A 23709-nucleotide genomic window follows, 5' to 3' on the forward strand; every position below is an offset into this window, starting at 1 on the left:
CATCGCTATGGCATTAATTAAAAATCAAACAAATTATAAAAACCGCTTGGAATTGTCATAGAAATCGAAGTGACAGTACGTTGCTTATTTGTATTTCGTATTTCAAACAGCAAACCGTAAACAGAAAACAACAAACTGCCCACTGCCACTGCCTACTGTAAACTGAGAACAACTTCTCGATACAATCCTCTCGCGCTAAGGCGCTCGAGAATCACTCGAAGTGACAGTGCGTTGCTTATTTGTATTTCTAACTTCGTATTTCAAACAGCAAACAGCAAACTGAAAACTGCCAACTGCTCACTGCGACTGCTTACTGAACGTTGTATTTTGTACTTCTGATTTTGTACCTTCAATAGTCTTTGCTCTCTGTTCTATTCTCTAACATCTAACATTTCAACAAGAAGCTTCACTAAAAAAAGAAGTTCGTTTTGCATTTTTTTACTATTTTTCAGAAGATGTCCTTCCCTACAGGTCTTTAGCTTTTTTACATGATAAATTTTAGATACCTGCTATGCCTTATGCTGCTTGTAGCGGCTACAGGTTTTGCCCAAGAGGGAGTGCTTAAAGGAAAACTTTTTGATGATTATGGGGAGCCACTGCCGGGGGCTGTTCTCCAGATTAAAGGTACTCCAAAAGGGACGCAAACCGATTTTGACGGTGCATATACCCTAAAATGCTCGGTAGGAGATGTGCTGGTGATCACCGCGTTGGGCTATGCTACCCGGGAACTCACGGTAACAGCAGCGATGTTTAGAGAAGACGGTCTAGAAATCGATCCGCTTAAAAAGGCAGTAACGCCCATTACGCAAACGGACTATGAGCAAGCCATTAAAGACCACAATCCGGATTTCTATGCTATTCCCGATTTAAGCACCACGCCCCTGAGGTATACCACAAATAGGAAGTATCTGGATGTGCATCGCATTAAAAATGTGAGTAAGAAAGACAGTATCCTTCACCTGGAGACCTATGCCGACGAGGCATTTTTTGAAATAGGAGTGAGTCAGCACACGGCCTTACAGTATGTTCCTAAAAGCAATCTGCCCGAGCTGCAACAATCTTATGCTCAGGGCAGACCGGAAGCAGGTGAACTTACCCATCGCGGTCCTGAAACGGGAGAACGGTTTAGTTACGGGCCATTATTGAGCAGCTTAGCTTACGATGGGAGCAGCTATGCCTATGACGTTAATGGAAGGCCTGTACCTCGGGATCAAGTTTCAGGTGCCCCCGTAACGCCCTACGCTCAAGATATTTTTGAAAACGGATGGAATACATCAACTGCAGTTAAGTTGGGCGTGTATTATGATGTGCACCGGTTGAATTTCAACTTTGCTAACGGTACCCAAAGAGATCTTTTTGATCAGGGAAAAGAAACCTACAACCGGATCAACTTCGGTTACGAAAATAATAATAGTTTTTTGAGCTATAGCCTCAGCGCGGGTTACAGCAGTTCTAAAACTAACAACGCCAACCTTAATGGCTTGCATAATCAGGTATACTACAGCAGCCTGCTTACGCCGCCTACATTCTCCAATACACAAGGAATACGATTGTCAGACGGTACGCAACGCAGTTTCAGTCCGGGAAATTATAATAACCCGCTATGGCTATTACAAACCAATGCAAACCGGCTCAACGAACAGGCTTTTAATGTTCAAGGAACCGGAACGTACCTGGGCGAGAAGTTTCAATTACGGGTAAAGACCCTTTATGATACAAATACTGCCGGGCAGGAAGTTGGTATTGCAGCAGGAACTGCAGGTTTTAACAACGGCCTGTTTACAAACAAGAATTTTGAAAGTGAACAGTTGGCTGCCGAAGCTAAAGCGATGTGGTCTGACCTGTACATCACCGATTTTCTAGACTTTTCGCCTTCGGCTACGTTTCAATATACCTACTCCGGTCTGGATTTTGATTTTACCGAAACTCAGAGTGGTGAAGTGCTGACAGATCTAAATCCGTCCAAGACGACCATACAGATGTTAAATACCTTAGATGCCAAGGCCGACTTCTATGACTTTAAACTGAACCTAACCTTACAGCAAAAGCTATTTACCAGTTCATTACAAGGAAATAATTGGTGGCTTCCTGATGTTATTTTAAATGCTGATTTTAGGGACATCTTTTACAGTGATTTTTTGAGGCGATTTAAGTTTACCGCTGCCTATAGTACCAATGTGAATGATCTTTCGCTGTATTACAACAACTATGGGTATAACAGTTTGAACCTGTCGCTAAGCGAAAGTCAGCAATATACCACCAATGCCGATCTGTTCAACAACGCTGCTTTAACTTTTGAAAAACAAAAGGGTTTAGACTTAAGCCTAACCATGTGGTTGTGGAACCAGGTAACTATCGATCTTAATTATTATAGATCACAGACGCGAGATGCGATCTTTCCGGTTTTTACAGAGCAGGCCTGGAAGTTGTTAAATACAGCCGAGCTACGGGACAGCGGTTTTGAAGCCGGAATCAAGATCGATACCTATGACTACTCGGTAGAAACCGATTTTAGGTATACCACAGCGATAAGTTTTAGTACGCACAATCCCGTGGTTCGCAACCTGGGAACCTATGAAGGGACCAGACTGCCCGTTGCGGGTTTTGGAGAGGTGTCTCAAAATCTCATTGCCGGGCAGCCGGTAGGGGTTATCATGGGTACGGCCTATGCACGAGATGGGCAGGGCAACCTGCGCATAGGAGCTGATGGATTCCCGCAGATCGCTTCTGAACCTAAGATCTTAGGAGATCCTATACCTGATTTTAATTTGGGATGGAGTAATACGCTGCGGTATAAAAAGTTTTTACTCAAGTTTACCTTAGATTGGCAACAAGGAGGAGACGTGTGGAACGGGACGCAACAAGCCTTAAACTATTTTGGTACTTCTCTTGAATCTGCACAGCAGCGAACGATTACCGATTATGTCTTTGAAGGGGTTGCTCCTGACGGAACGCCCAACACACAGCCGGTTGCATTTGCACCTCCAGATGCCCCGGTTACGGCAAACCGATGGGTGCGTTATGGCTATGCCGGTGTGGCTGAAGCATCTATTGCAGACGCTAGTTTTTTAAACCTGCAACAGCTGAGCCTTACTTACGAATTGAAACGCAAGGCTTCCTATTTCTTTAAGATGCTCAGCATTAGTGTGTATGGGAATAATCTATGGAACTCTGCAGGTTTTAAAGGGGCCAACCCGTATAGCAGCTTATATGGTAATCCTACAGGAAGTGCACTTCATTACTTTAATATGCCGCTTGCCGGTGAACTGGGTATTCATTTAAACATCAAGATCTAATGCGTCAATGTATCACCCTATTTAAAATTGTTATTGCGTTATGCATTTGGAATACACCTGCGTTTACTCTGGCACAAAAGTATCATAAGATCGAAAAAATGTATACGCATACAGACCGGCCCTTCTATTTTCCCGGAGAGTCGATCTGGTTTAAAACCTATGCGGTTGATGAGACGAATATTCCTTCGGGCATCAGCGATGTACTGGTGACGGAGTTGATTTCACCTGCCGGAGACGTTGTTCAGACGCAAAGACATTTTCTACATTTCGGAGCGGCTTATGGAGCATTTCAGCTTAAAAAAGAATGGGTAGGTGGTATCTATACGCTACGCAGTTATAGCCAATACATGCGCAATCAAGGGGAGGACTCTTTTTTTACCAAGGAGATCACCGTACAAAAGGTGGTGGTTCCTCAGTTGCTGGTTAAGCTCGATTTTGACCGGGAAGCTTATGGTAAGGGAAGTGCTGTACGGGCTACCTATACGCTCGAAGATCTGGATAATCGCGCTGTTGCCAATGCTCGTCTGAGCGCGGTACTGTATATAGATGGTAAGGAAGTTACCCGGAAGCAGTTGCAAACACGCACCGATGGCACGCAGGATATAGACTTTAGCCTGCCTGAAGACCTGGATACCGTAGATGCCGTTCTGGTCGTTCAAGCCGAATATAACGGAGTTACTGAGTCCATTTCACGCAGTGTGCCTATTCTTCTAGATGCGGTAGACCTGCAATTTTTACCGGAAGGCGGTAAGCTGCTTTTAGGAAGCCCTAACCGGGTTGCTTTTAAAGCGATAGACCCCTTTGGAAGGCCTGCCGATGTGCGTGGGATGATCGTTAATCAGGACGGTGAAGAAGTGGTTCCTTTTGACAGTTTTCATGATGGGATGGGCAGTGTTTATTTTGAGCCGCAGGTAGGCCAGCAGTATTATGCACAGCTTACCCATCCTTTTGTTTCAGACAGTCTGTCGAGGTATGCTTTACCTAAGACAGAACTTATGGGTGCAAAGCTAGGTATGCTTAAGCAAGAGGGCGATAGCTTAGTCTTAGAAGTGGCTACCACTGCAAAATTTAAAGGCAAGATCGTCCTTATCGATGCCGCACAACACCTTTGGGATTCCCGGGAAATTGTTTTAAAAGAAGGGGAGACTACGCTGCATTTTGACGTGAAGCAACTACCTCAGGGTATTGTAAAAGTGCAACTGCAAGATCACATAGGTATCGTGCAAAGCGAGCGTTTGGTATTTGTTAATCCACAAGCCGGTTTACAGATCGCTTTGCATTTTGATCAAACACAGTATTTACCCCGAGCACCTGTGAATCTGGAGATCAGCACTACAGATGTGCAGGGGAATCCCGTGAGCAGTAACCTGTCTGTTGCTGTAGTTGACAATGCGTTGCTTAGCCTGGCCGATGATAAGCAAGATAACATTGCAAGTTATTTGTTGATGAGCAGCGAACTTAAGGGAACTATCCACGAGCCTTCTTTTTACTTTGATCCTGAAGAACCTGATCGTTTGGAAGCATTAGATCTGGTTATGCTTACGCATGGTTGGCGGACATATTTGCAAAAACCGGTTCCTAGAGGAAAGGCGCTTAAGCACAACCCTGAGCGTAAGGATATTGTGTATGGGCGTATAACAACTGTGGAAGGTGAAGCCGTACAAGCTGAGGTTTTGGTTTTAGACCGAAACGGAACTAAGATCCTTCAATTTAAAACCGATCCTGAAGGTCATTTTAAGTTCAAAGCAGGTACTGTAAATTATTATGTGATCGCAGCCTATACCGAAGACCGACAGCAGCTAAGCATTCACTTGGATGAAACCCTGAATGAGAAATACGGTACTGCCGGGTTTAATTTCAATAGAAATGCCAGAGCGACTAAAGAGACTGAAGTTGAAGCAGAAGCTCCGGAGTCTCCATTTACCCAACCCTTACAGGAAAAGGCGTTAGACCTTAGTCTCAATGCTGATAATGCTGCCCTAGATGAGGTGGTGGTCGTGGGGTATGGTATTGATAGAACCGCGACTACTACGGGGGTAGTTCAAAAGGTTGATAGTGACGACCTGGCGGGCGTGAGCGGTAGTGTTGCTCAGGTATTAGAGGGCAATGTTTCTGGGGTTCAGGTTACGCAAGCCCAAGGTAACGGGGACAGTCAAATTACGATACGCGGTGCAGCAAGCATACGCGGAGATAGCAGTCCGTTATTTATAATAGATGGCGTACCGGTAAATCTCGGAACCGGTCAGGATTTTGATCTTTCTCAATTAGATGCTTCTCAAATTGATGCGGTAAGTGTGGTTAAAGGCGCTGCCGCAACAGCTTTGTATGGTGCCCGTGGGGCGAATGGTGTCATTGTGATCACGATCAAGAATCAAAATTACGGGAATAACAAACGCCTGTTTTCCCAAAAGTTTAAAAACTATGCGGTACGCGAGATGTACCAAGGACAGCAAGAGGTACAACTCAATCAGCCCGTACACTTCTATACGCCGGTATATGATTCTCGGGAAGTTCCAGAAAAGCGAACTGATTTTAGAAAAACCCTGTATTGGAATCCGGTAGTACAAACCGATGCTTTAGGAAAGGCCAGTCTGCGCTTTTACAATTCTGATGCGCTCACCTCATTTAAGATCATCGCAGAAGGAATCGCTGCACAAGGAATCACAGGGCATAAGTCGCAGACGTATAGCGTGACCAAGCCTTTGAGCATTACCGCAAAACTGCCCGCTTATGCCAGTGTGGGAGACACCCTGAATATTCCTGTTAGGGTCACCAATGCAACACCTACCGCCCGGAAACTGAGTTTAGCACTTCAATTTACCGATGAATTTAAAGTGCTTCGTGCTCAGGAAATTCCAAAGGATCTTGAGGTAGCAGCAAATTCCTATCAGGTAATCGATGTTAGGGTAACCCCGGTCAAGACGGCTTTGAACGCAGGCTTTACAGCAAGCATTGAAGGGGCATCAAGTGCAGATGCTTTTGAAGAACGCCTGGAAGTGGTAAGTCCGTATTTTCCTATAGAGACCAGTATTAGTAACAATCAGAGTGCTGCTTATAGCTTTGATATTGTCAACGCTATTCCCGGAAGCCTTCAGGCAGATTTTGCACTCTATATTGATGTGGTGGGCGAGTTGATGAATGGCATTGAAGGCATCATTAGAAAACCTTATGGTTGTTTTGAGCAAACCTCTTCAGCGACCTATCCTAATGTTATGGTGCTGCAATATTTAAAAGCTACAGGTAAAGCCGATCCGGAGGTGACGGCAAAGGCTTTAGAGTATATCGCTCAGGGGTATAAACGCCTTATAAGTTTTGAGACTAAAAAAGGTGGTTTTGAATGGTTTGGGAAAACCCCTCCACATCAAACCCTTACCGCCTTTGGTATTTTAGAATTTACTGAAATGAAAGAAGTATATCCCGAAGTGAGTGAAGCGATGCTCAAACGCAACATCGACTGGTTGCTGGGTCAGCGGGATGGCAAGGGAGGTTTTCATAAAAGTAAAAAGGGTTACGACAGCTTTGCTAGTTCGCCTCCTTTAGTAGCTAATGCCTATATTGTTTATGCCTTAAGTGAAGTGGGTATCACTACTGAGATCAAGACCGAATATGAAGCGGCATTTGAAAAAGCCTTATCGTCTAAAGATGCCTATCAAATGGCATTAATGGCTTTGGCAGCTCATAATTTTGGAGATCATACGCGTTATATGCAACTCATGGAATTCCTTCTGGAAGCCTATAATAAGAATGCCTTTGAGTGGAATACGGGTGCAACGATCACCCGTTCTTATGGCAAAGCTAAATTTTTAGAAACCACCGCGTTTTTCATACTCGCAGCTTTACGAGAACAGGTATTTGACGAGGTTGTGGCCGAGGGGGTGCAGTATATCGCGCAAAACCGTGAGTACGGTGCTTTTGGTAATACGCAAACCACAGTCATGTGTTTAAAGGCTTTACTCAAATACAATCAGCAGTACACTGCAAAAGTTTTGGCTTCAGAAAAGCTCTTGACCCTAAACCTTAATGGAACAAAGCTCGATCTAAAACAAGCAGCACAGCATGATGGGGTGCTGCATATAGACTCCCTGGAGCGCTATATTGAACCCGGGAAACAGCGGGTACACGTGACTTTTGCAGATGAGAAGATTAGTTTTCCTTATGCATTAAATTATTCCTGGAAGAGCAGCCTACCTAAGAGTGCCGAAGCTTTACCGGTACAGCTGCGTACGCAACTGCTTGCCTCTAAAGTTCGTAAGGGGGAACTGGCGCGCATGCAGGTCGAAGTGCGTAATACCACGCAAGAAGGCAAAGGAATGATCACGGCTATTGTAGGGATTCCTGCAGGAGCTTCGGTACAAGCGTATCAACTTAAAGAACTTATGGAAGAAAACCAGATCGCTTATTATGAGGTAGTTGATAATTTTGTGATCTTGTATTGGCGTTCTTTTGAAGCAGCAGCGGTCAAACGTATTGCTTTAGATCTCAAAACCGATATCTCGGGGAGTTATACCGCACCTGCGAGTACTGTATACCCGTACTATGGTGATGACTTTAAATTTTGGACTAAAGGCGTACACTTAGAGATTTACGAATAAGCAATGCTATACTGGAGCATGTCACAAAACATCGGTTTCAAAAGTTTTAGCATTAAGCAGGTGCAGAAGAATGCTTTGCTGTAAGAAGATTATATTTACTCGATAATCGAGATTAAATCTTTCTTGTTCGTTTACTTAAGAGGTTTTCATTTTAAAAAGGCAATGGTGTTTTTACGTGTTTATTATAGTCTTATTTTAGTATTCAGTATAGGTTTTGTCGGGATGGCTCAGTCTTTAGAATCTCCTGTTCTATTGGCTGACCCAACGATCTTTGAAGAAGAAGGGATCTATTATTTATATGGGACCAAAGAAGATGCTTCGATCAAAGGTGCCGGATTTTTGGTGTATACGTCAACCGACTTAGAACACTGGTCTGGGCCTGCAGGGGTTCAGCAAGGTTATGCCTTTAAAAAAGGCGATGGTTTTGGGAGCACAGGTTTTTGGGCGCCGCAAGTGTTTAAATACCAAGATCGGTATTATATGGCGTATACGGCCAATGAGCAAATTGCTATCGCCACCGCTGATAGTCCGTTAGGCCCTTTTAAAAATACGGGGACAGCCTTACAGGCTTCCGTCAAGCAGATCGATCCTTTTATCTTTTTTGAGAATGAAAAAGCTTATTTATACCATGTACGGCTTCAGAAAGGCAACCGCATCTTTGTTGCGGAATTGACCAGAGACCTTTCGGCAATAAAAGAAGAAACCTTAAAAGAATGCTTGCATGCAGCCACCGGATGGGAAAACACACAAAGTACCGAGTGGCCGGTTTCAGAAGGACCTACCGTGTTCAAAAACGGAGCAACCTATTACCTGATGTATTCTGCGAATGACTTCAGAAATCCCGATTATGCGGTGGGGTTTGCTACAGCAATGCATCCTTTGGGACCGTGGATCAAGTACGAAGGCAATCCTATTATTAGTATGCAAAATACCGGACAGCCCGGTATTGGTCACGGGGATCTTTTTGTAGGTCCTGAAGGCATATTGCGCTATGTACTGCATACACATCAATCAGAAACGCAAGTGGGCCCGCGCATAACGGGAAGCGTAGGTTTACAATGGGAGGGAACCGTCTTAACTTTAATCCCCGGTAGTTTTAAGCACTAAATCTCGTTAAGCTTCTTCTTTTAAAATAAACCCTTTACGGTGAATGTTCTCAATGCTCAGGGAAGGGTCTTCCTGCAGGTATTTGCGTAAATGCGATACAAAAACATTCAGGCTTTTTTTATTGAAATAATCATTGGCTCCCCAAAGTTTAAGCAAGATGGCTTTGTGTGTGCACAACTCATTTTTATGCTGAATCAAATAGACCAACAGGTCAAGTTCGCGATTGGTGAGCTTTTGCGTGTGCTCATTAATAGACAGTTCTTGGGTCTCTTTATGGAGGGTATACTTACCTAACTGAAGAACGCGTTCTTGAGCAGTCGCTTCTTGTTCCTGCGGCAGTCTGTTGATGAGGTTTTTGATGCGTACCACGAGCTCTTCTTCGTCTATGGGTTTTTTGAGATAGTCTACTGCTCCTAAAGCAAAACCTTTAAGCACATCGACCTTTAAGGCACGCGCGGTTAAAAAGATAAAAGGCAGTTGCGCTGTGTTTTCTTTGATTTTAGAAGCTACTACAAATCCATCCATATCCGGTAGGCTTACGTCTAAAATGGCCAGATCAAAAAGATGCTGGTCGAGTGTTTCCAGACCCAGAGCACCGGTTTTTGCCCAGACCACTTCAAACCCATTCATTTGTAAATACTCAGACAGGAGATAACCTAATGTGGGATCATCTTCTACTAGTAAGAGCTTTTTTTTAGAGGCATTCATCGTTGTAATGGGATTTTAAGGGTGACCGTAGTGCCAGAATTGGGTTTGCTTTCAAAGTTAAGCCTTCCTTTGTGCTTTTTAATGATTTGTTGTACATAGGTGAGCCCGAGTCCGTAACCGCTTTTAGAGGTTAAAACAGCCGAGCCGCGGTAGTATTTTTTAAAGATCTTAGGGCGTTCTGCTTTTGATACTCCCATTCCCTGATCTGTAATACATATTTCAAGATGCCGCTTACTTTTATAGGCGACCAGGTGTATAGGCTTGCCTAAACCATACTTAAGCGCATTATCCAGCAGGTTGTTCACCGCGTTTTCCAGATGACCGGCTTCGGCTAAAATAGGATAGGATCCTTCCTGAAGTTGGTAGGTAAATGGGGTAGTTTCTAAAGAAGCGATCGCTTCAAACGAAGCGCAAAGCGCCTCGAGATTCGGTTTAAAATCTACAGGCTCAAGACGTATAAGGCGTTTTTTCTCTTCAAGTTGCGCCAACTCTAATACATTCTCGATATGTACTTTTAGACGGTCTGTCTGGGTGCGTATGGTTTGTACCAAAGGGCGGTCGCGGTCGGCTACCCGTTCATAAAGCATTTTTGAAGCCAGCCCAATGGAGAACACCGGAGTTTTGAGTTCGTGGGTAAGGTTATTGATAAATGCATTGGTGGTCGTGATCACATTGCGCTGCCAGTAAAAGGATCTAAGCACCCAGATCACCGTAATGATGATGGTGATCATAAAGAGTAATGCCGGGATAGTGAGTCCGTTGAGTTGAAAAAAGAAATAATCACTCAGGTTCTCAAACTGCAACTCGAGGATGAGCGGTTTATTTAGTGCATCTACCAAAAAACCTTCTATTTTAAAAGGATAGGTTTGGGCTTCGGTAGTTGAAGGAAGGCTGTTGGGCGAACTCAAATAATAGGTGCTGTCTCGTGTAAAAAGGCGGTAGCTGTAGGCTGCCGTAATTCCGTTTTCGGTAAGTCTGTGACGGATGAAGTCATTAAAGAAATGCCGAGAAGCGTCGGTAAGACTGTCGGGTGTGGTTTTAAAATACGAATTGTCCTGAAGCAAGGCTTGTTCTAAAAGAAAGGTAAGCTGATTGCGTTCACGAAGGTCCTGTTGTATGCTGGTGCCGGCATCCTTTATTTGTTGGTCAAACTGTACCCGCGCAAGATTGAGTCCAATGCGTAAAAATTGAATTTGTACCACAAAAAGGCCTAAAACGGCAATGATGAAAATGATGATATATCCTTTCTTATTTTTGATCATAGGATACGATAATAGTACATTTTAAACTTGATTACACCAAGTTAACCCATGCTTAATCTTATTAACCTTTCATTAATCTTTTTAATTTGTGCTTAGTCTTTACAGCTTCTAAAAGGTAGTATTTTAGCTCTTGAAAACAACATACTTCTAAAGCTTTGATTTTTTGGTTATCAAATCCTTTAGTTTCTTGGTAAAAAGTCGGCAGCAGTGCTGACTTTTTAGCATGATACACCTTGCGTTCTACGTTGCTTAGCTGCTCTTTAGGAAGCTCTACGCGATAATCAAGATCGAAAGCCCTCTAATAGTATCTTCTTACCGGATAATTTCATTTAAGGCACATCCAGCATATAGGTTGAAACAGCGTTGCTGTAAAAGATCTTTTTCAGTATGCTTTCAGGCAGTTTTAAGCCGTTAAAGCTTCCTTCAAATTCAGCAGCTTCCATCAAATGATCTGTGGCAAAGAACTCCCAATGATACTGCCAAAGCTGTTCTAATTTAGCAGCGGTAGCTTCCGCAGTAAGGCTTCCGTCATCAATAACATCGGTACCGTAAAGGATACGGTCCTGATAATCTATAAAAAACTGCCGCACTTTTTCGCGGTTGTGCATCGTCTGTAATTGCACGTGGCAGATGCGCTCGGCCAGATCGGTCTGACTGTTAGGAAACCGGTCGAGGCGCTTAGCCACTTCTTCCAGATCATATTCCATACTGAAGAGGTGCAAGCCTACGTAATTCAGCTTCGGAAAACGTTCTAACACCCGGTCGCGTGCTGCCATCTGCGTTTCGTAAGCGGGATAGTGCTTGTTTTTAAACATATGGTATTCCGGATGTGCAGCAAAATACTCCCGGTCTGAAGCTACGGTCATTTCTTCTAGCGGTAACCAGCAATTGCGCGGTTCGCCTTGGTGGTTAAGCAGTACAATTCCGGCGTCGCTCAGGTATTGAAAAATGGGATCAAAACGTGCATCATCAAGCAATACAAAATTTCCTTGATCATCTTTTAAGTTTTCGTCCATCCCGATATTCTTCCAGATCTTAACGCCTTTAGCACCGGCGGCAATACCGGCTTTAATTTGTTCCATCGCGTGTGGCAGCCAGCGCGGGGTATTCCAATATTGGGTGTCAAAAGAAGTGATGAAAAAAGCGCGCGGTGTGTTTTGGTTTAAGGTATTGATCATCTCACGTTGCGCTTGGAGATCGATAAAGAATGGAATATCGGTATTGATCGAAACAAAATACGCATCATACTGCGCTGCCAGTTGAAGTTTGGCTTGCGTGTTTGTGTTGAGATGTACGTGAGCGTCTATAAAAGGGCGTTGCATGAGGTGTTGTTTACTATGGTTTTGCAGGAACGAAGGAATGTTTTAATTTAACAAAGATACGAGTAGCCCTGCAGCCTGCTCCCATGCTAATTCAAAATCTATGAATTCCAGAAGAACTTTTATCAAAGGCTCTGCGCTCGTTGGAGCCGGAATAAGCCTCGCACCGCATTTAGTATTTTCACAAAAGGCAAAACCCTTGGCCCACAAACTGAAGTTAGGCTTTATAGGTGTAGGTTTAAGAGGAACCAATCACTTAAACAATGCGATGCGACGCAAGGATACCGAGATCACCGCGATTTGCGACATTGATCCTAAGCGTATTGACATCGCTTTAGACCTGATCGAAAAGGATGGGAGAAAGCAACCTTTGGTTTTTGGGAAGCATGAAGAGGATTATTTGAACCTCTTAGATTCAAAAGATGTAGATGCCGTGATCATTGCTACGCCGTGGTTGTGGCATACTAAAATGGCAGTGGCTGCCATGCAAGCCGGGGTGTATGCCGGCCTGGAAGTTTCGGCTTCTCAAACCATCGAGGAGTGCTGGGATCTGGTAAACACCCACGAGGCGACGGGGACGCATATGATGTTTTTAGAGAATGTGAACTTTCGCAGGGATGTAATGGCCGTGCTAAATATGGTAAAGCAACAGGTTTTTGGTGAAATGATACATTACCGTTGTGGCTACCAGCACGATCTAAGGGAAGTGAAGTTCAATAACGGGAAACAGCCGTATGGTGGCGGCGTGGAGTTTGGAGCAAAAGGAATCTCTGAAGCCAAATGGCGTACCAAACATTCGGTTTACCGCAACGGGGACACCTATCCTACGCACGGTGTGGGGCCCATCGCGGCTATGGCCGACATCAACCGGGGCAATCGTTTTGTGAGTATGACGGCCAGCGCAACAAAAGCGGTAGGCTTGCACAATCATATTGTAGCTCAGGGAGGTGCGGCGCATCCTAATGCCAAGATCAAATTCAAGCAAGGAGATGTGATCACCTCTACTATAGCTTGTGCCAACGGCGAAACCATTATTGTGACGCACGATACCAATTTGCCCAGACCTTATTCGTTAGGATTTAGGGTGCAAGGCGCAAAGGGATTATGGGAAAAGGATGGCGACCGTATCTATATTGAAGGTAAATCGGAGCCACACCGCTGGGATGCTGCGCAAGATTGGTTGACGCAGTACGATCATCCGGTGTGGAAAAAATACGAAGCAGAAGCCACCGGAGCCGGTCACGGCGGAATGGATTATTTTGTAATGAAGGCCTTTGTAGAGTCGGCACTTGCAAACGTAGCGCCACCCATTGACGCCTATGATGCAGCAGCCTGGAGTGCGATCACTCCGCTCTCTGAAACCTCGATCGCCAATAACGGTGAACCCCAGGAGTTTCCTGATTTTACACGAGGGCAGTGGGTCGCACGAACTCCGTACAACTGGATGAAGGAGGAGTATGGGGGGTGATATAAAATGCGTTTCTTTTAGCGCCGGGCGGGCTAGCATCGCTTCACCGCAATACCTCTAGTCCTGCAAGTATAACTGCCTGTCCTATCGGCCAGATGTTTTAAAAATAAAAAGCCCATTCAAATACATTTGATGGGCTTTTCTTGTTTTAATCCATAACGCAGTTATGGGTGATCGTGGAGTCGGGCGGGTTAACTTTGTTTCAACGCAATACCTGCAGTCCTGCAAATGCTAAATTCCCATCGCTAGCGCTCAGAGGTTTTAAAACAAAAAATCCTGCTCAGGTAAACCTGGCAGGATTTTTAAGTTTTAATCCCTTACGGAATTTTGCATTTGATCGTGGAGTCGGGCGGAACGACCAAAATTTTACTGTATCAATGTTTATGAGGCATCACACGGATTTTGAAAAAAGGGGACACCGAATTGGTGATGCGTTAACAAAATTTAACATTTTAAAAATTTTTAGCTTTAGCAAATGCAGATAAAATAAATTTATTTATTAAGATATTTTCTCTAAAAAAGATTCGTAAGAAATCCGTTTTCCATTGTCTAAATCTTTTATGCCTTTTTTTATTTCTTTTTGTTCAGATATACTCAATTCATCCCAAAAGTCCGTCTTTTCATTTTCCAATATGATTTTCGATAGTTGCAATTTTGTTGCTTGAATAGCCATACGTGATGTTTTAATCAAATTAACGAATTTATCAGTTGCTTTTCAGTTAGATGATCATGTAGAATTTTAATCTCGTCATTTGAACATGTTTAGAAAAATTAACCAGTTCTAGTCTGAGGTAGCTTACAAATAGTGTTCTTGCTGATGCATTTGTAGCAATGATAACGTACAGAGAGCTTTTCTCTATTCTTGTTATAAATCATTAGGCTTAGCCGAAATTGTAGATTTGAATTGGGCAGATTTGTGCAGTATAATTATTACATTTCTTTGTTAACTTAAAGAGTTGATTCATCATAATAACGATACGCTTTTAGTTAAGCATTAAATCGGCCGAAATCAACAAATCTAAACACAAAAAACAGAGATTTAAACCCTTTTCATAAAGCAATAGTTGTGACTTTTGTGGCCAGTAAAAAAATATATGAATTGGTTTCTGGTCATCGCTGTTTCGATTTGTGCTGCGCTATTGCTGTTTCTAGGGTATAGAATTACCGGAATTGGTACGTATTCTTGGCTTCTAGCATCCCTTATAGTGGGTACGGTATTGCTATACCCATTGGTATGGTATGGCGTTTTACCTGAAAAACCAGATTTGATTCTTAGAGCCCTAGTGCATTTCGATATCGGTCTACTTGGTCTACTGCTTACATTTCTTATCCTTAGAGACATCCTTTTTCTTCCATTGGTCTATTTAAAGGTGGAATGGGTATCTATTGTGTTTTCAAAATCTGCGACTTCATTTTTGTTTAGTTTCTCTTTTTTATTGCTCGCAGTAGGTTTTTGGAAAGCTAAGCTAGGACCGGAATTGGTAAGCGTTGAGATACCAATCAATAATCTACCCTCATCTTTAGAAAATTATAAAATTGTTCAAATCAGCGACCTACATACAGGCCCGGGTATTGACGCTACTTATGTAAATAATGCGGTAGAGATGGCGCTAAACCAAAAAGCAGATCTTGTTGTTTTAACTGGAGATATTGCTGATGGAAGTTTTGAAAGATATCAATCTTATCTAGCGTCTCTCTCAAAACTAACAGTGCAAAGTCAGGTTTTGTATGTCGTCGGAAATCACGAGTACCTCAAAGACAGTGATAAATGGTTAGCGTATTTCAAGAGTTTGGGTATTCAGGTGTTGATGAATGAACATCTTGTCGTTCCTGAAAAGGAAAGATCCATCCTTTTTGCCGGAGTCATCGATCCGGAAGTAAAAGAAGTGGATCCTGGCAGTGGACCTGATCTTCAGAAAGCACTTTTGGGAAGTCCGGAGACAGACCTTAAAATTTTATTAGCGCATCAACCCAATATTGCCGAGGAAGCTGCTCCCTATTTTGACTTACAACTTTCAGGGCATACGCATGCAGGACAGTTCTTCCCCTGGAATATTCTTATAAAACTTTTTCAGCCATATACGAAAGGACTTAACAAATGTGAAAATATGTGGGTCTATACCAATTCTGGAACCGGCTACTGGGGACCACCATTTAGATTGGGAACCACTTCAGAAATCACCGTACTCAAATTGACAAAACAATAGCTGAAGAGCGATTTGCATACAAACCTAAGAGATTTGAACACTTACAAGGACACTTCTTTCCTGAACTTTGTATCCGAATTAAAAACGAGAACTAATGAAAAAAGTAAAATTAGGATCACAAGGATTGGTCGTTCCACAAGTAGGACTTGGATGTATGGGAATGACCAAATTTGCCGGTCACGATGTGTACAAAACCGCAGACCAAGAAGAAGCCATTAATACCATTCACCGAGCACTGGAGCTGGGCGGTAACTTCTTAGATACTGCCGACCAATACGGTCCCGGAGACAATGAGCGCCTCCTTGGAAAAGCAATTCAGGGCAAGCGAGATCAGTATACCATTGCGACAAAGTTTGGTTACGAAATAAATGATAAGGGTGAATTAACCTGGAAAGTAAACGCAACACCCGAATATGTACGCACGGCTGTAGAGCGCTCTTTGAAAAATCTGAATACAGATTATATCGATTTGTATTACCTGCACCGTTTAGACCCCAATGTTCCTATTGAAGATACTATCGGAGCGATGGCGGATTTGGTCAAAGAAGGAAAAGTGAAATACCTTGGACTTTCTGAAGTCACTGCAGAAACTATAAAAAGAGCGCACAATATACATCCTATTTCAGCATTACAAACCGAATATTCATTGTTTGAAAGAACGGTAGAAGAAGCAGGTATTTTAAAGGCATTGGATGAAATGGGAATCGGTTTTGTGCCGTATTCACCTTTAGGTAGAGGTTTTATAACCGGAGATATTAAAAGTCCGTCAGACTTAAAGGAAGGCGATTGGCGTTTGAATATTCCTCGTTTTCAAGGAGAACAGTTTCAAAAAAATCTTGATTTGGTACAAGAAATTGAACTAATAGCAAACGAGAAACAAGTGACTACTGCGCAGTTGGCTTTGGCTTGGGTTTTAGTTAAAGGTTATGTTCCAATACCGGGAACCAGCAAAAGAACCCATTTAGAAAAGAACTTTGAGGCTACAAATATTATATTGAGCAATGAAGATGTGCAGCGTTTAGAACGGATTGTTCCACTAGGAGCAGACACAGGTGCAAGATATGATGCCCACGGAATGGAAAGTATTGATCAATAAGTTAACTACTTAAGAAAGGAAACAGCACAACTGTTTCCTTTTTTACTATTTTTAAATTATGAATAAAAAATCTTTTAAACACGTTTCCTCCGTGACCGAAGTGCATCGTATGCTCAATATAAAGTCACCAAAACATCCTCTTATAAGTGTCATCAATCTTGATGAATTAAACGAGGTCAACGAAGCTGTTCCCGGAAGTTTTATCAATGATTTTTATTCTGTTTTTATCAAAAAAGATTTTGATGGAAAAATGAAGTACGGCCAGCAATGGTATGATTTTGATGAGGGCGTAATGATTTTCTGTGGTCCCGGACAATTGATAGCTGTAGAAACCCCGGGCAAGAATAAACCACAAGGATGGTGGCTGCTATTTCACCCAGATTTTTTACAAACCTATCCTCTTGCCAATCGTATTAATGAGTTTGGTTTTTTTAAATACGAAATGAACGAAGCTTTACATTTATCTGATGAGGAAGAAGCCAATATTGGTGGCATTATGGAGCATATTCACAAGGAATACCAAACTTCGATAGACCATTTTAGTCAGGATGTAATCATTTCACATTTAGAAGTACTATTAAACTATTCCAATCGATATTATAATCGGCAATTTATAACCCGAAAACCTGCCAACACGAGTTTATTGAGCAAGTTAGAGCAAACATTAAATGATTATTTTGAAAAAGGTTTACCACTCCACAACGGACTCCCAACAGTTGGATTTCTATCCAATGCGTTACACGTTTCTCCAAATTATTTGAGTGATATGTTAAGAGCCACCACAGGTCAAACTACCCAACATTATATTCACCAAAAGGTAATTGAAAAATCAAAGGTGATGCTCAGTACAAGCGATTTGACAGCCTCAGAAGTAGCCTATCAAATGGGCTTCGATTATCCGCAGTCATTTAGTAAACTTTTTAAAGCAAAGACAAAAATGTCACCCATTCAATTTAGAAAATCCTTGAATTGATAGTTCTGGAACTCCGATGAATAACTTTTATAGCTGTATAATCATTTCTACTCTATTTTTTAAATTTTGGGAAAAGAATCATTAATCATTCTTCTTCCACTGAAAATAGATTGATAGGATGCTCTCTCCCTTCAAGATAATGTGAACCTAGCGCAGTAACTTTAAAGTTTAGGGCTATTTCCTCATTCTGATTTACCTCTTCTGAAATAAGTATTTTTTTATTCACAGTTTTGCAAAGTCTCTGTATTCTAGAACATACATTCATGGTGTCACCGTGAAAGGCAATTTCCCTTTTCAGGTCACCAATTTCAATAGCAGTAACGATTCCCTGATGTATACCGGCACGGAAAAACGGCACTGTTCCGTAAACAGAATTATAATAATCCTTTCTTTTTTCAAATCTTTTGTGTACTGCGAACAAGAATTTAATGGCTTTTAATGTATTAAAGTGTTCTAACTTCCAGGTAAGTACAATCTCATCGCCAACATATTGATAGATATGAGCTTTAAAGATTTTAGCTGCTTGGTTGACCTCCATAATGCTTTCCTGAATAAAACTACTATACTTTAAGTGCCCCAATTCTTCAGCCAAATGGGTAGAATCTTTGAGATCCAGAAATATAAAGATCCTTTTTTCTTCCTTAGGGAATCGATATTTACCAAGGATCATAGGCATAGTAAACCCGGGGCTGTTTTTACTGATCATTTCATTTATAAAGCTGACAATAAAAATCATAAACAAGGTATAAGTTAGGATGATAATATCAAAATTCCTCGTATTTGAAGGTGTTGTCGAATATCCACTTATAAATAAGTAACTATAGTCATTTAATACATTTTTTATGACGTTCAAAATAAGCCATAGAGCAACAAAATAAAAAATCGTCCTAACCAGACTGTTAACAATCAGAGAGCTACTTTTAAATGGCAATATTTTCAGTAATCCTTCCACTAGAGAAAGTACAGTTGCAGTTAAAAAACCAAATGCCATAAAAAAAAGAAAAAGCTTGGGGAATTTAATATTCCAATTAATGTCTAATGGCGTTTTTACCATTTGTGCCGTGAAATATAGTACGACCAACAGCACTCCATAGGCTACAAACCAAAAGCCAACCTGCCTGAAAAACAACCTCAAAAGTGGATATTGGTACAGGAGGCTTGATCTAAACATTCTTTTGTAATTAATATTATTAAAATATGGATGGTATTATGAAATGGACACAACCAAGAACTTACTGATTATTATAAGTTATCTGTTACAAATAAATAATTGGATTCTGCAATTTTATAATTGGCATAGGCATTGGCGTATTCGGTTTCGGCCGATTCTACTTGTTGTTGTGCGTCTAATAGATCGGTAAGATTATTAAGTCCGCTGTTGTAATTATCCCGTTGTACCTTTAGGTTCTCGTTGGCATACTCCAGATTGTCCTTAGCATAATTAATTTGCTTATAGGCATCCATCAGGTCGTACCAGCACTTCATAATGCCTATTTTAAGTTCGTCTTTACGATCTTGGAAATTATTCTGGACAATTTTTTCCTGCAAGGCTTTTTGCTTTACTTTATGACGCCCGGCTCCCCACCAATCGGAGATGGGAATGCTTACCATCCCAAAGGCAAACGGCATAAACTGACTCTCAATCGCATCGTTGAACGTCCCGAAATAACCCGCATTAACTCCCACAGAAACCTGTGGTAATACGTCTGATTTTGTAATTTTTGTTTGTAGTTGCGATGCGGTTATCGATTTTTCAAGCAACTTGTAATTATTGTTATTATCAAAATCAAGGTCGGGCTTAGGATATTTAATTCGGGGAGGGGTAACTTGCTTTAATGTATCTGCGACGACTGTAGTTGTATCATAAATTTTCCCTACATAAAGCCCTAAATCAAGTAATGCAAGTTTACGCTGATTACCGAGTTTGCTTTTTTGTAAAAGAACTCTGCTGCGGTTGGTTCTTACCCGCAATAATTGATTTTTAGCGATAAGTCCGGCTGAAAGCAAATCTTGCTGTTGCTTCAGTAATTCATCAAGGTATATTTTACTTGCCCGTATAGCTTTAAGTTGTTCTTGTACTTGTACTAGTTGCCAGTATTTCTGTTCAGTATTGAGAATTACCGAATCCACCGTCTGTTCGGCTTGTATGGTTCGGGTTTCCGCCTGAAGATTTGCCAAAGCGTTAGCACTTCTTATTTTTCCCCCGGCATACACAACTTCGGTCGCTGTTGCCCCTGCCTGATAAAAATTATCGATTCCATCGGGCAGTATTTCTGGTATAGGAGGTATAAAGTCCTTAAACCCATACAGTCCGACCCCCGTAGCGCTAATCTGCGGAAAATAGTTGGCAATAGCTTCTTGTTTGGCAGCTTCAGCTTGTTCAATTCTTATTTTTCCATTTTTGATATCGTTGCTGTACGATAATGCGGCTTGCTTAACTTCCTCTAAATTTAGTTTTTCTTGTGCAAGTAAACTCCCGCAGGACAAAAAACTTAGCATACAACAAATAACTAGGGATGTACTGTTCTTTATTAGCATCTTTTTCATACTATTTCTAGGCGTTTGCATTATTTTCTTTTGTTTCTCCTTTTTCCTCTTCGTCTTTCTCGTTCCTAAAGAACAGCCAGTATAATACGGGTAAAACATATAAAGTAAGTATCATAGACATCATTAAACCAAAAGCGATAACGGTTCCTAATGGTCCCCACAAACTTGATCTACTAATAATCATAGGTGTTACTCCAACAGCTGCTGCAGAGGAGGTAAGGAAAATAGGACGCATTCTTCGTTTGGCGGCGTGTGCGGCAGCTTGGTAAACTGAATGGTCGTGATGAATTCTCAATTCATTAGCAAAATCGATTAATATAATACCGTTTCTTACCACGATCCCGCAAAGTGCCAATAGCCCTAAGAAGGAAGTAAATCCAAAAGGATATTGCATTAACATTAGTCCTAAGGCTGCACCAAATATACTAAGCGGCATTGTGATGAAACTTAATAAGGCTTGTTTAAATTCCTTGAAATGCCAAAGTAGAATTAAGAATATAATAAGAATACTTATGGATAAGGAGATCCCCATAGGCATTAGGTTTTCCTGACTCATTTCGTGTTCGCCTCCATAGTCTACAGTAATGCTATCGGGAAGCATCATTTCTTCTATTTTGGGACGAAGCTTGCCTAATACTACATTAGCTACGGCTCCTTTTTCGATATCTACGCGTACCGTTAAACAGCGCATTCCGTTACGTCTAACAATTTGTTCTTGTTCCCAACCCGGGGCTATTTTGGCTACCTGACGTAGTGGTACTGTTTTACCGGTGTTAGGCGAAATAATGGATAATTCCCTTAGGCTGGAAACCGATTGATTTTTGTGATCTTCAGCCTTTATTTTTACGTTAATAGCGTAATCCCCATCCCAAACCTGTGTGGCATTTAAGCCTTCCATATTCATTGCTATAGTGTTGGCGATATCTTCACTTGTTAGTCCCAGGCGTGATGCTTCGGTTTCATTAACATCAATGGTAAGGGTTTGCTGCATTTCCCCATAATTGGTTCTAGACCAAATGGTTTCCGGAGTTTCCCTTGCCAGATCAATAATTTTGTTTCCGTAGCTTTTCAAGGTGTCAATATTATCACCAAAAAGGCGCACTTCTACCTGCGCAGGTTTGGCAACCATATTCAGCTGTTTCATCCTTACATACGCATTGGTAAACATTTCAGAATATTTTTTATCATATTCTTTTAACACCTCTTCCGTAGCATCGTCTGAGGTAGTGGTCACTAAAATTTGGGCGTAGTTTTTAGCAGGAAGGTTAGGCGCATATACCATATGAAATCTTGGAGAACTTTCGCCTATAAAACTGGTATAGTCTTGAATACGCTCATCTTTTTCCATTACCTTCTCAAACGCTTTAACTACTTTTTCTGTTTCCTCGAGACTGCTGTTTTTAGAAAGATAAACTTCTACTGCAAACTGGTTCCTTTCAATTACCGGAAACAATTCCTGCGATAGGTTAGAGAAAAAGAATACTCCTACAACTATAGAAAGTACACCAATACCTACTGTAATTTTATAATGCTTCATGGCGCTTTCAACACTCTTATCGAAAAAGTGCTGTAACTTTTCTAGCATCGATTTTTTCTTCTCTTTGTCTTCATCCTTTTTGTTATGGTGCAATCCTTTTTTAATGAATATGGTATTGAAGAAGGGCACTAATAATACAGAAATGGCCAGCGAAAGGAATAATGCCAGCATTATGGTATACGGAAAGGTACTTAAAAAGTCTTTCGCAGTTCCCGACATAAAGAATACCAAAGGCAGGAAAGTGGCCGATATCGCAAGGGTTGCTGTAAATACCGATGGGAAAAGTTCTTTGGCACTGTTAAGGGCTGCTTTCCAAACGGATTGCCCTTCATCTAGTTTTTCCACGTGGTTGTCTATCACCACAATGGGATCATCTACGACAATTCCCAGCACGATAATTAGAGCAGCTAAGGTTACAGTATTCAGCTCCATTCCCAGCATAAACATTAACGCTAGTGTTGCCAGAATGGTTATAGGAATGGTGGCTGCGGCAACTGAAGCTACACGAAAAGGCAAAAGCAGTAGCGTTACAATAATTACCCCTGCAAGGGCAAAGCCGAATTCTTTAAGGAAGTGGCTTATGGAATGATGAACTACTTCGGGCTGATTTGCGATTTTTCTTAACTGAATATCCTGCGGAAGTTGTTCTTGAAAAGTATCCAGTTTTTCATCAATTCGTTCTCCAAATTGTACAATATTATTACCTGAAGCCATCTCTAGCGTGATGATCATCGCTTTGGTTCCGTTAGCGGTAATAAAGGAGTCTGGATCTTCGTATTCTTTTTTTACTTCGGCAATATCTCTTATACGGATCACGCGACCGTCTCGATCGGTGCTTACAATGTGGTTTGAAATATCGGTCACATTTTTAAGGAATACTTTCAAATTTATAGGACGGTCAAAACTAGGCGACTCTAAAGTTCCGTTAGGCCTTATGGTTCCCTGCGATTGCAAGCTTTGCATTAAAGTGCCCGGACTGATACCGAATTGTGCCAATTTGTTTTGGTCTACATAAACCGCAATTTGCTCGGTAAGGCCACCAGAGTGACTAATCTTTGCCATCCCTTCCACCTGACGCAGTTGATCTTCTATTTCTTCTACGTGTTTTTGCAGGTCTTTATAAGGTCTGTTTTTAGATTCTACAGCGAGAATCATCGCGGCAGTACTTCCAAAATCACTATTCACTATAATTCCCTTAACACCGGGAGGAACACTACGTTGCTGAAAGATTAATAGATCATTCTTAAGCTTGTTCCAAAATTGTTCAGTTTCATGGTGGCCTATACGGTCGGCTACTTCCACATAAATATACATTTCGCCTTCTCGCGAATAGGAATAGGTTTTTTCTTTATCTACTTCATTATAGCTGAAGAGAAACTTTTCAACTTTAGCGGTAAGTTGTTCTTCTACTTCTTGTGAATTGGCACCGGGATAAACCCCAATTACCACTCCTTGTCTAATCGTAAATTCAGGAAATTCGTTACGAGGCATATTGAAAAGCCCTAACAAGCCAATCACCACAAAAATAAAAGCTAATGCCAGTGGAAAAGCTTTATTTTTCATTGCCCATTCTATCATAGAACCTTGTTTTTTCATA

At 41.7% G+C, this 23709-nt stretch carries 14 protein-coding genes; 7 read left to right on the forward strand and 7 right to left on the reverse strand.

The genetic code is table 11. The features are described 5' to 3' along the window. The first annotated feature begins 488 nt into the window (after window positions 1-488). From WA338_RS12220 to WA338_RS12230, 3 genes are all read left to right on the forward strand, one after another. Entirely contained in the window at window positions 489-3296 is a 2808-nt protein-coding gene (locus WA338_RS12220) for a carboxypeptidase-like regulatory domain-containing protein (protein ID WP_336093524.1), read from the forward strand. Next, a complete protein-coding gene (locus tag WA338_RS12225) occupies window positions 3296-7888 on the forward strand; it encodes a TonB-dependent receptor plug domain-containing protein (protein WP_336093526.1) in 4593 nt (1530 codons plus the stop codon). The genes WA338_RS12220 and WA338_RS12225 overlap by 1 nt, the downstream gene beginning before the upstream one ends. A 162-nt stretch (window positions 7889-8050) precedes the next feature. Next, a complete protein-coding gene (locus WA338_RS12230) occupies window positions 8051-8995 on the forward strand; it encodes a glycoside hydrolase family 43 protein (RefSeq protein WP_336093529.1) in 945 nt (314 codons plus the stop codon). Window positions 8996-9001: 6 nt separating this feature from the next. Here WA338_RS12230 and WA338_RS12235 read toward each other — a convergent pair whose 3' ends face one another. From WA338_RS12235 to WA338_RS12245, 3 genes are all read right to left on the reverse strand, one after another. Then, entirely contained in the window at window positions 9002-9703 is a 702-nt protein-coding gene (locus WA338_RS12235; protein ID WP_336093531.1) for a response regulator transcription factor, read from the reverse strand. Further along, window positions 9700-10965, reverse strand: coding sequence for a sensor histidine kinase (locus tag WA338_RS12240; RefSeq protein WP_336093533.1), 1266 nt, complete (start codon window positions 10963-10965; stop codon window positions 9700-9702). The genes WA338_RS12235 and WA338_RS12240 overlap by 4 nt, the downstream gene beginning before the upstream one ends. 329 nt (window positions 10966-11294) lie before the next feature. Next, window positions 11295-12287, reverse strand: coding sequence for an amidohydrolase family protein (locus WA338_RS12245; RefSeq protein ID WP_336093535.1), 993 nt, complete (start codon window positions 12285-12287; stop codon window positions 11295-11297). 100 nt (window positions 12288-12387) lie between these two features. Between WA338_RS12245 and WA338_RS12250 the strand changes: the two genes are divergently transcribed. Continuing rightward, complete coding sequence (locus WA338_RS12250) at window positions 12388-13752, forward strand: Gfo/Idh/MocA family oxidoreductase (RefSeq protein WP_336093538.1); 1365 nt, start codon at window positions 12388-12390, stop codon at window positions 13750-13752. Between the two features lie 499 nt (window positions 13753-14251). Here WA338_RS12250 and WA338_RS12255 read toward each other — a convergent pair whose 3' ends face one another. Next, window positions 14252-14425, reverse strand: coding sequence for a hypothetical protein (locus WA338_RS12255; RefSeq protein WP_009780932.1), 174 nt, complete (start codon window positions 14423-14425; stop codon window positions 14252-14254). A 421-nt stretch (window positions 14426-14846) separates the two neighbouring features. On the opposite strand from WA338_RS12255, the gene WA338_RS12260 reads away from it, so the two are divergent. The 3 genes from WA338_RS12260 (at window position 14847) to WA338_RS12270 (ending at window position 18028) form a co-directional block, all read left to right on the forward strand. Further along, window positions 14847-15959, forward strand: a complete 1113-nt coding sequence (locus tag WA338_RS12260; RefSeq protein WP_050759331.1) for a metallophosphoesterase — start codon at window positions 14847-14849, stop codon at window positions 15957-15959. A gap of 94 nt (window positions 15960-16053) precedes the next feature. After that, the gene (locus WA338_RS12265) at window positions 16054-17055 is read left to right on the forward strand and encodes an aldo/keto reductase (protein WP_009780930.1); all 1002 of its coding nucleotides are present in this window, start codon (window positions 16054-16056) and stop codon (window positions 17053-17055) included. Window positions 17056-17113: 58 nt separating this feature from the next. Continuing rightward, complete coding sequence (locus WA338_RS12270; protein ID WP_040532822.1) at window positions 17114-18028, forward strand: helix-turn-helix domain-containing protein; 915 nt, start codon at window positions 17114-17116, stop codon at window positions 18026-18028. Between the two features lie 85 nt (window positions 18029-18113). Here the strand turns inward: WA338_RS12270 and WA338_RS12275 are convergent, their stop codons facing one another. The 3 genes from WA338_RS12275 to WA338_RS12285 form a co-directional block, all read right to left on the reverse strand. Further along, window positions 18114-19199, reverse strand: coding sequence for an adenylate/guanylate cyclase domain-containing protein (locus WA338_RS12275; RefSeq protein ID WP_040532817.1), 1086 nt, complete (start codon window positions 19197-19199; stop codon window positions 18114-18116). A 71-nt stretch (window positions 19200-19270) separates the two neighbouring features. Continuing rightward, entirely contained in the window at window positions 19271-20527 is a 1257-nt protein-coding gene (locus WA338_RS12280) for a TolC family protein (protein ID WP_009780927.1), read from the reverse strand. 55 nt (window positions 20528-20582) lie between these two features. Beyond that, complete coding sequence (locus tag WA338_RS12285) at window positions 20583-23708, reverse strand: efflux RND transporter permease subunit (protein ID WP_225598954.1); 3126 nt, start codon at window positions 23706-23708, stop codon at window positions 20583-20585. Between the last annotated feature and the right edge of the window lies 1 nt (window position 23709).

This window comes from Leeuwenhoekiella sp. CH_XMU1409-2, assembly GCF_037029365.1.
In the GTDB taxonomy this organism is placed as follows: Bacteria; Bacteroidota; Bacteroidia; order Flavobacteriales; family Flavobacteriaceae; genus Leeuwenhoekiella; species Leeuwenhoekiella blandensis.

Bases quoted from the DNA above. Each gene is read 5' to 3' on its own strand.
- WA338_RS12220 (WP_336093524.1), top strand. From the start codon at position 489: ATGATAAATTTTAGATACCTGCTATGCCTTATGCTGCTTGTAGCGGCT.
- WA338_RS12225 (WP_336093526.1), top strand. From the start codon at position 3,296: ATGCGTCAATGTATCACCCTATTTAAAATTGTTATTGCGTTATGCATT.
- WA338_RS12230 (WP_336093529.1), top strand. From the start codon at position 8,051: ATGGTGTTTTTACGTGTTTATTATAGTCTTATTTTAGTATTCAGTATA.
- WA338_RS12235 (WP_336093531.1), bottom strand. From the start codon at position 9,703: ATGAATGCCTCTAAAAAAAAGCTCTTACTAGTAGAAGATGATCCCACA.
- WA338_RS12240 (WP_336093533.1), bottom strand. From the start codon at position 10,965: ATGATCAAAAATAAGAAAGGATATATCATCATTTTCATCATTGCCGTT.
- WA338_RS12245 (WP_336093535.1), bottom strand. From the start codon at position 12,287: ATGCAACGCCCTTTTATAGACGCTCACGTACATCTCAACACAAACACG.
- WA338_RS12250 (WP_336093538.1), top strand. From the start codon at position 12,388: ATGAATTCCAGAAGAACTTTTATCAAAGGCTCTGCGCTCGTTGGAGCC.
- WA338_RS12255 (WP_009780932.1), bottom strand. From the start codon at position 14,425: ATGGCTATTCAAGCAACAAAATTGCAACTATCGAAAATCATATTGGAA.
- WA338_RS12260 (WP_050759331.1), top strand. From the start codon at position 14,847: ATGAATTGGTTTCTGGTCATCGCTGTTTCGATTTGTGCTGCGCTATTG.
- WA338_RS12265 (WP_009780930.1), top strand. From the start codon at position 16,054: ATGAAAAAAGTAAAATTAGGATCACAAGGATTGGTCGTTCCACAAGTA.
- WA338_RS12270 (WP_040532822.1), top strand. From the start codon at position 17,114: ATGAATAAAAAATCTTTTAAACACGTTTCCTCCGTGACCGAAGTGCAT.
- WA338_RS12275 (WP_040532817.1), bottom strand. From the start codon at position 19,199: ATGTTTAGATCAAGCCTCCTGTACCAATATCCACTTTTGAGGTTGTTT.
- WA338_RS12280 (WP_009780927.1), bottom strand. From the start codon at position 20,527: ATGCTAAGTTTTTTGTCCTGCGGGAGTTTACTTGCACAAGAAAAACTA.
- WA338_RS12285 (WP_225598954.1), bottom strand. From the start codon at position 23,708: ATGAAAAAACAAGGTTCTATGATAGAATGGGCAATGAAAAATAAAGCT.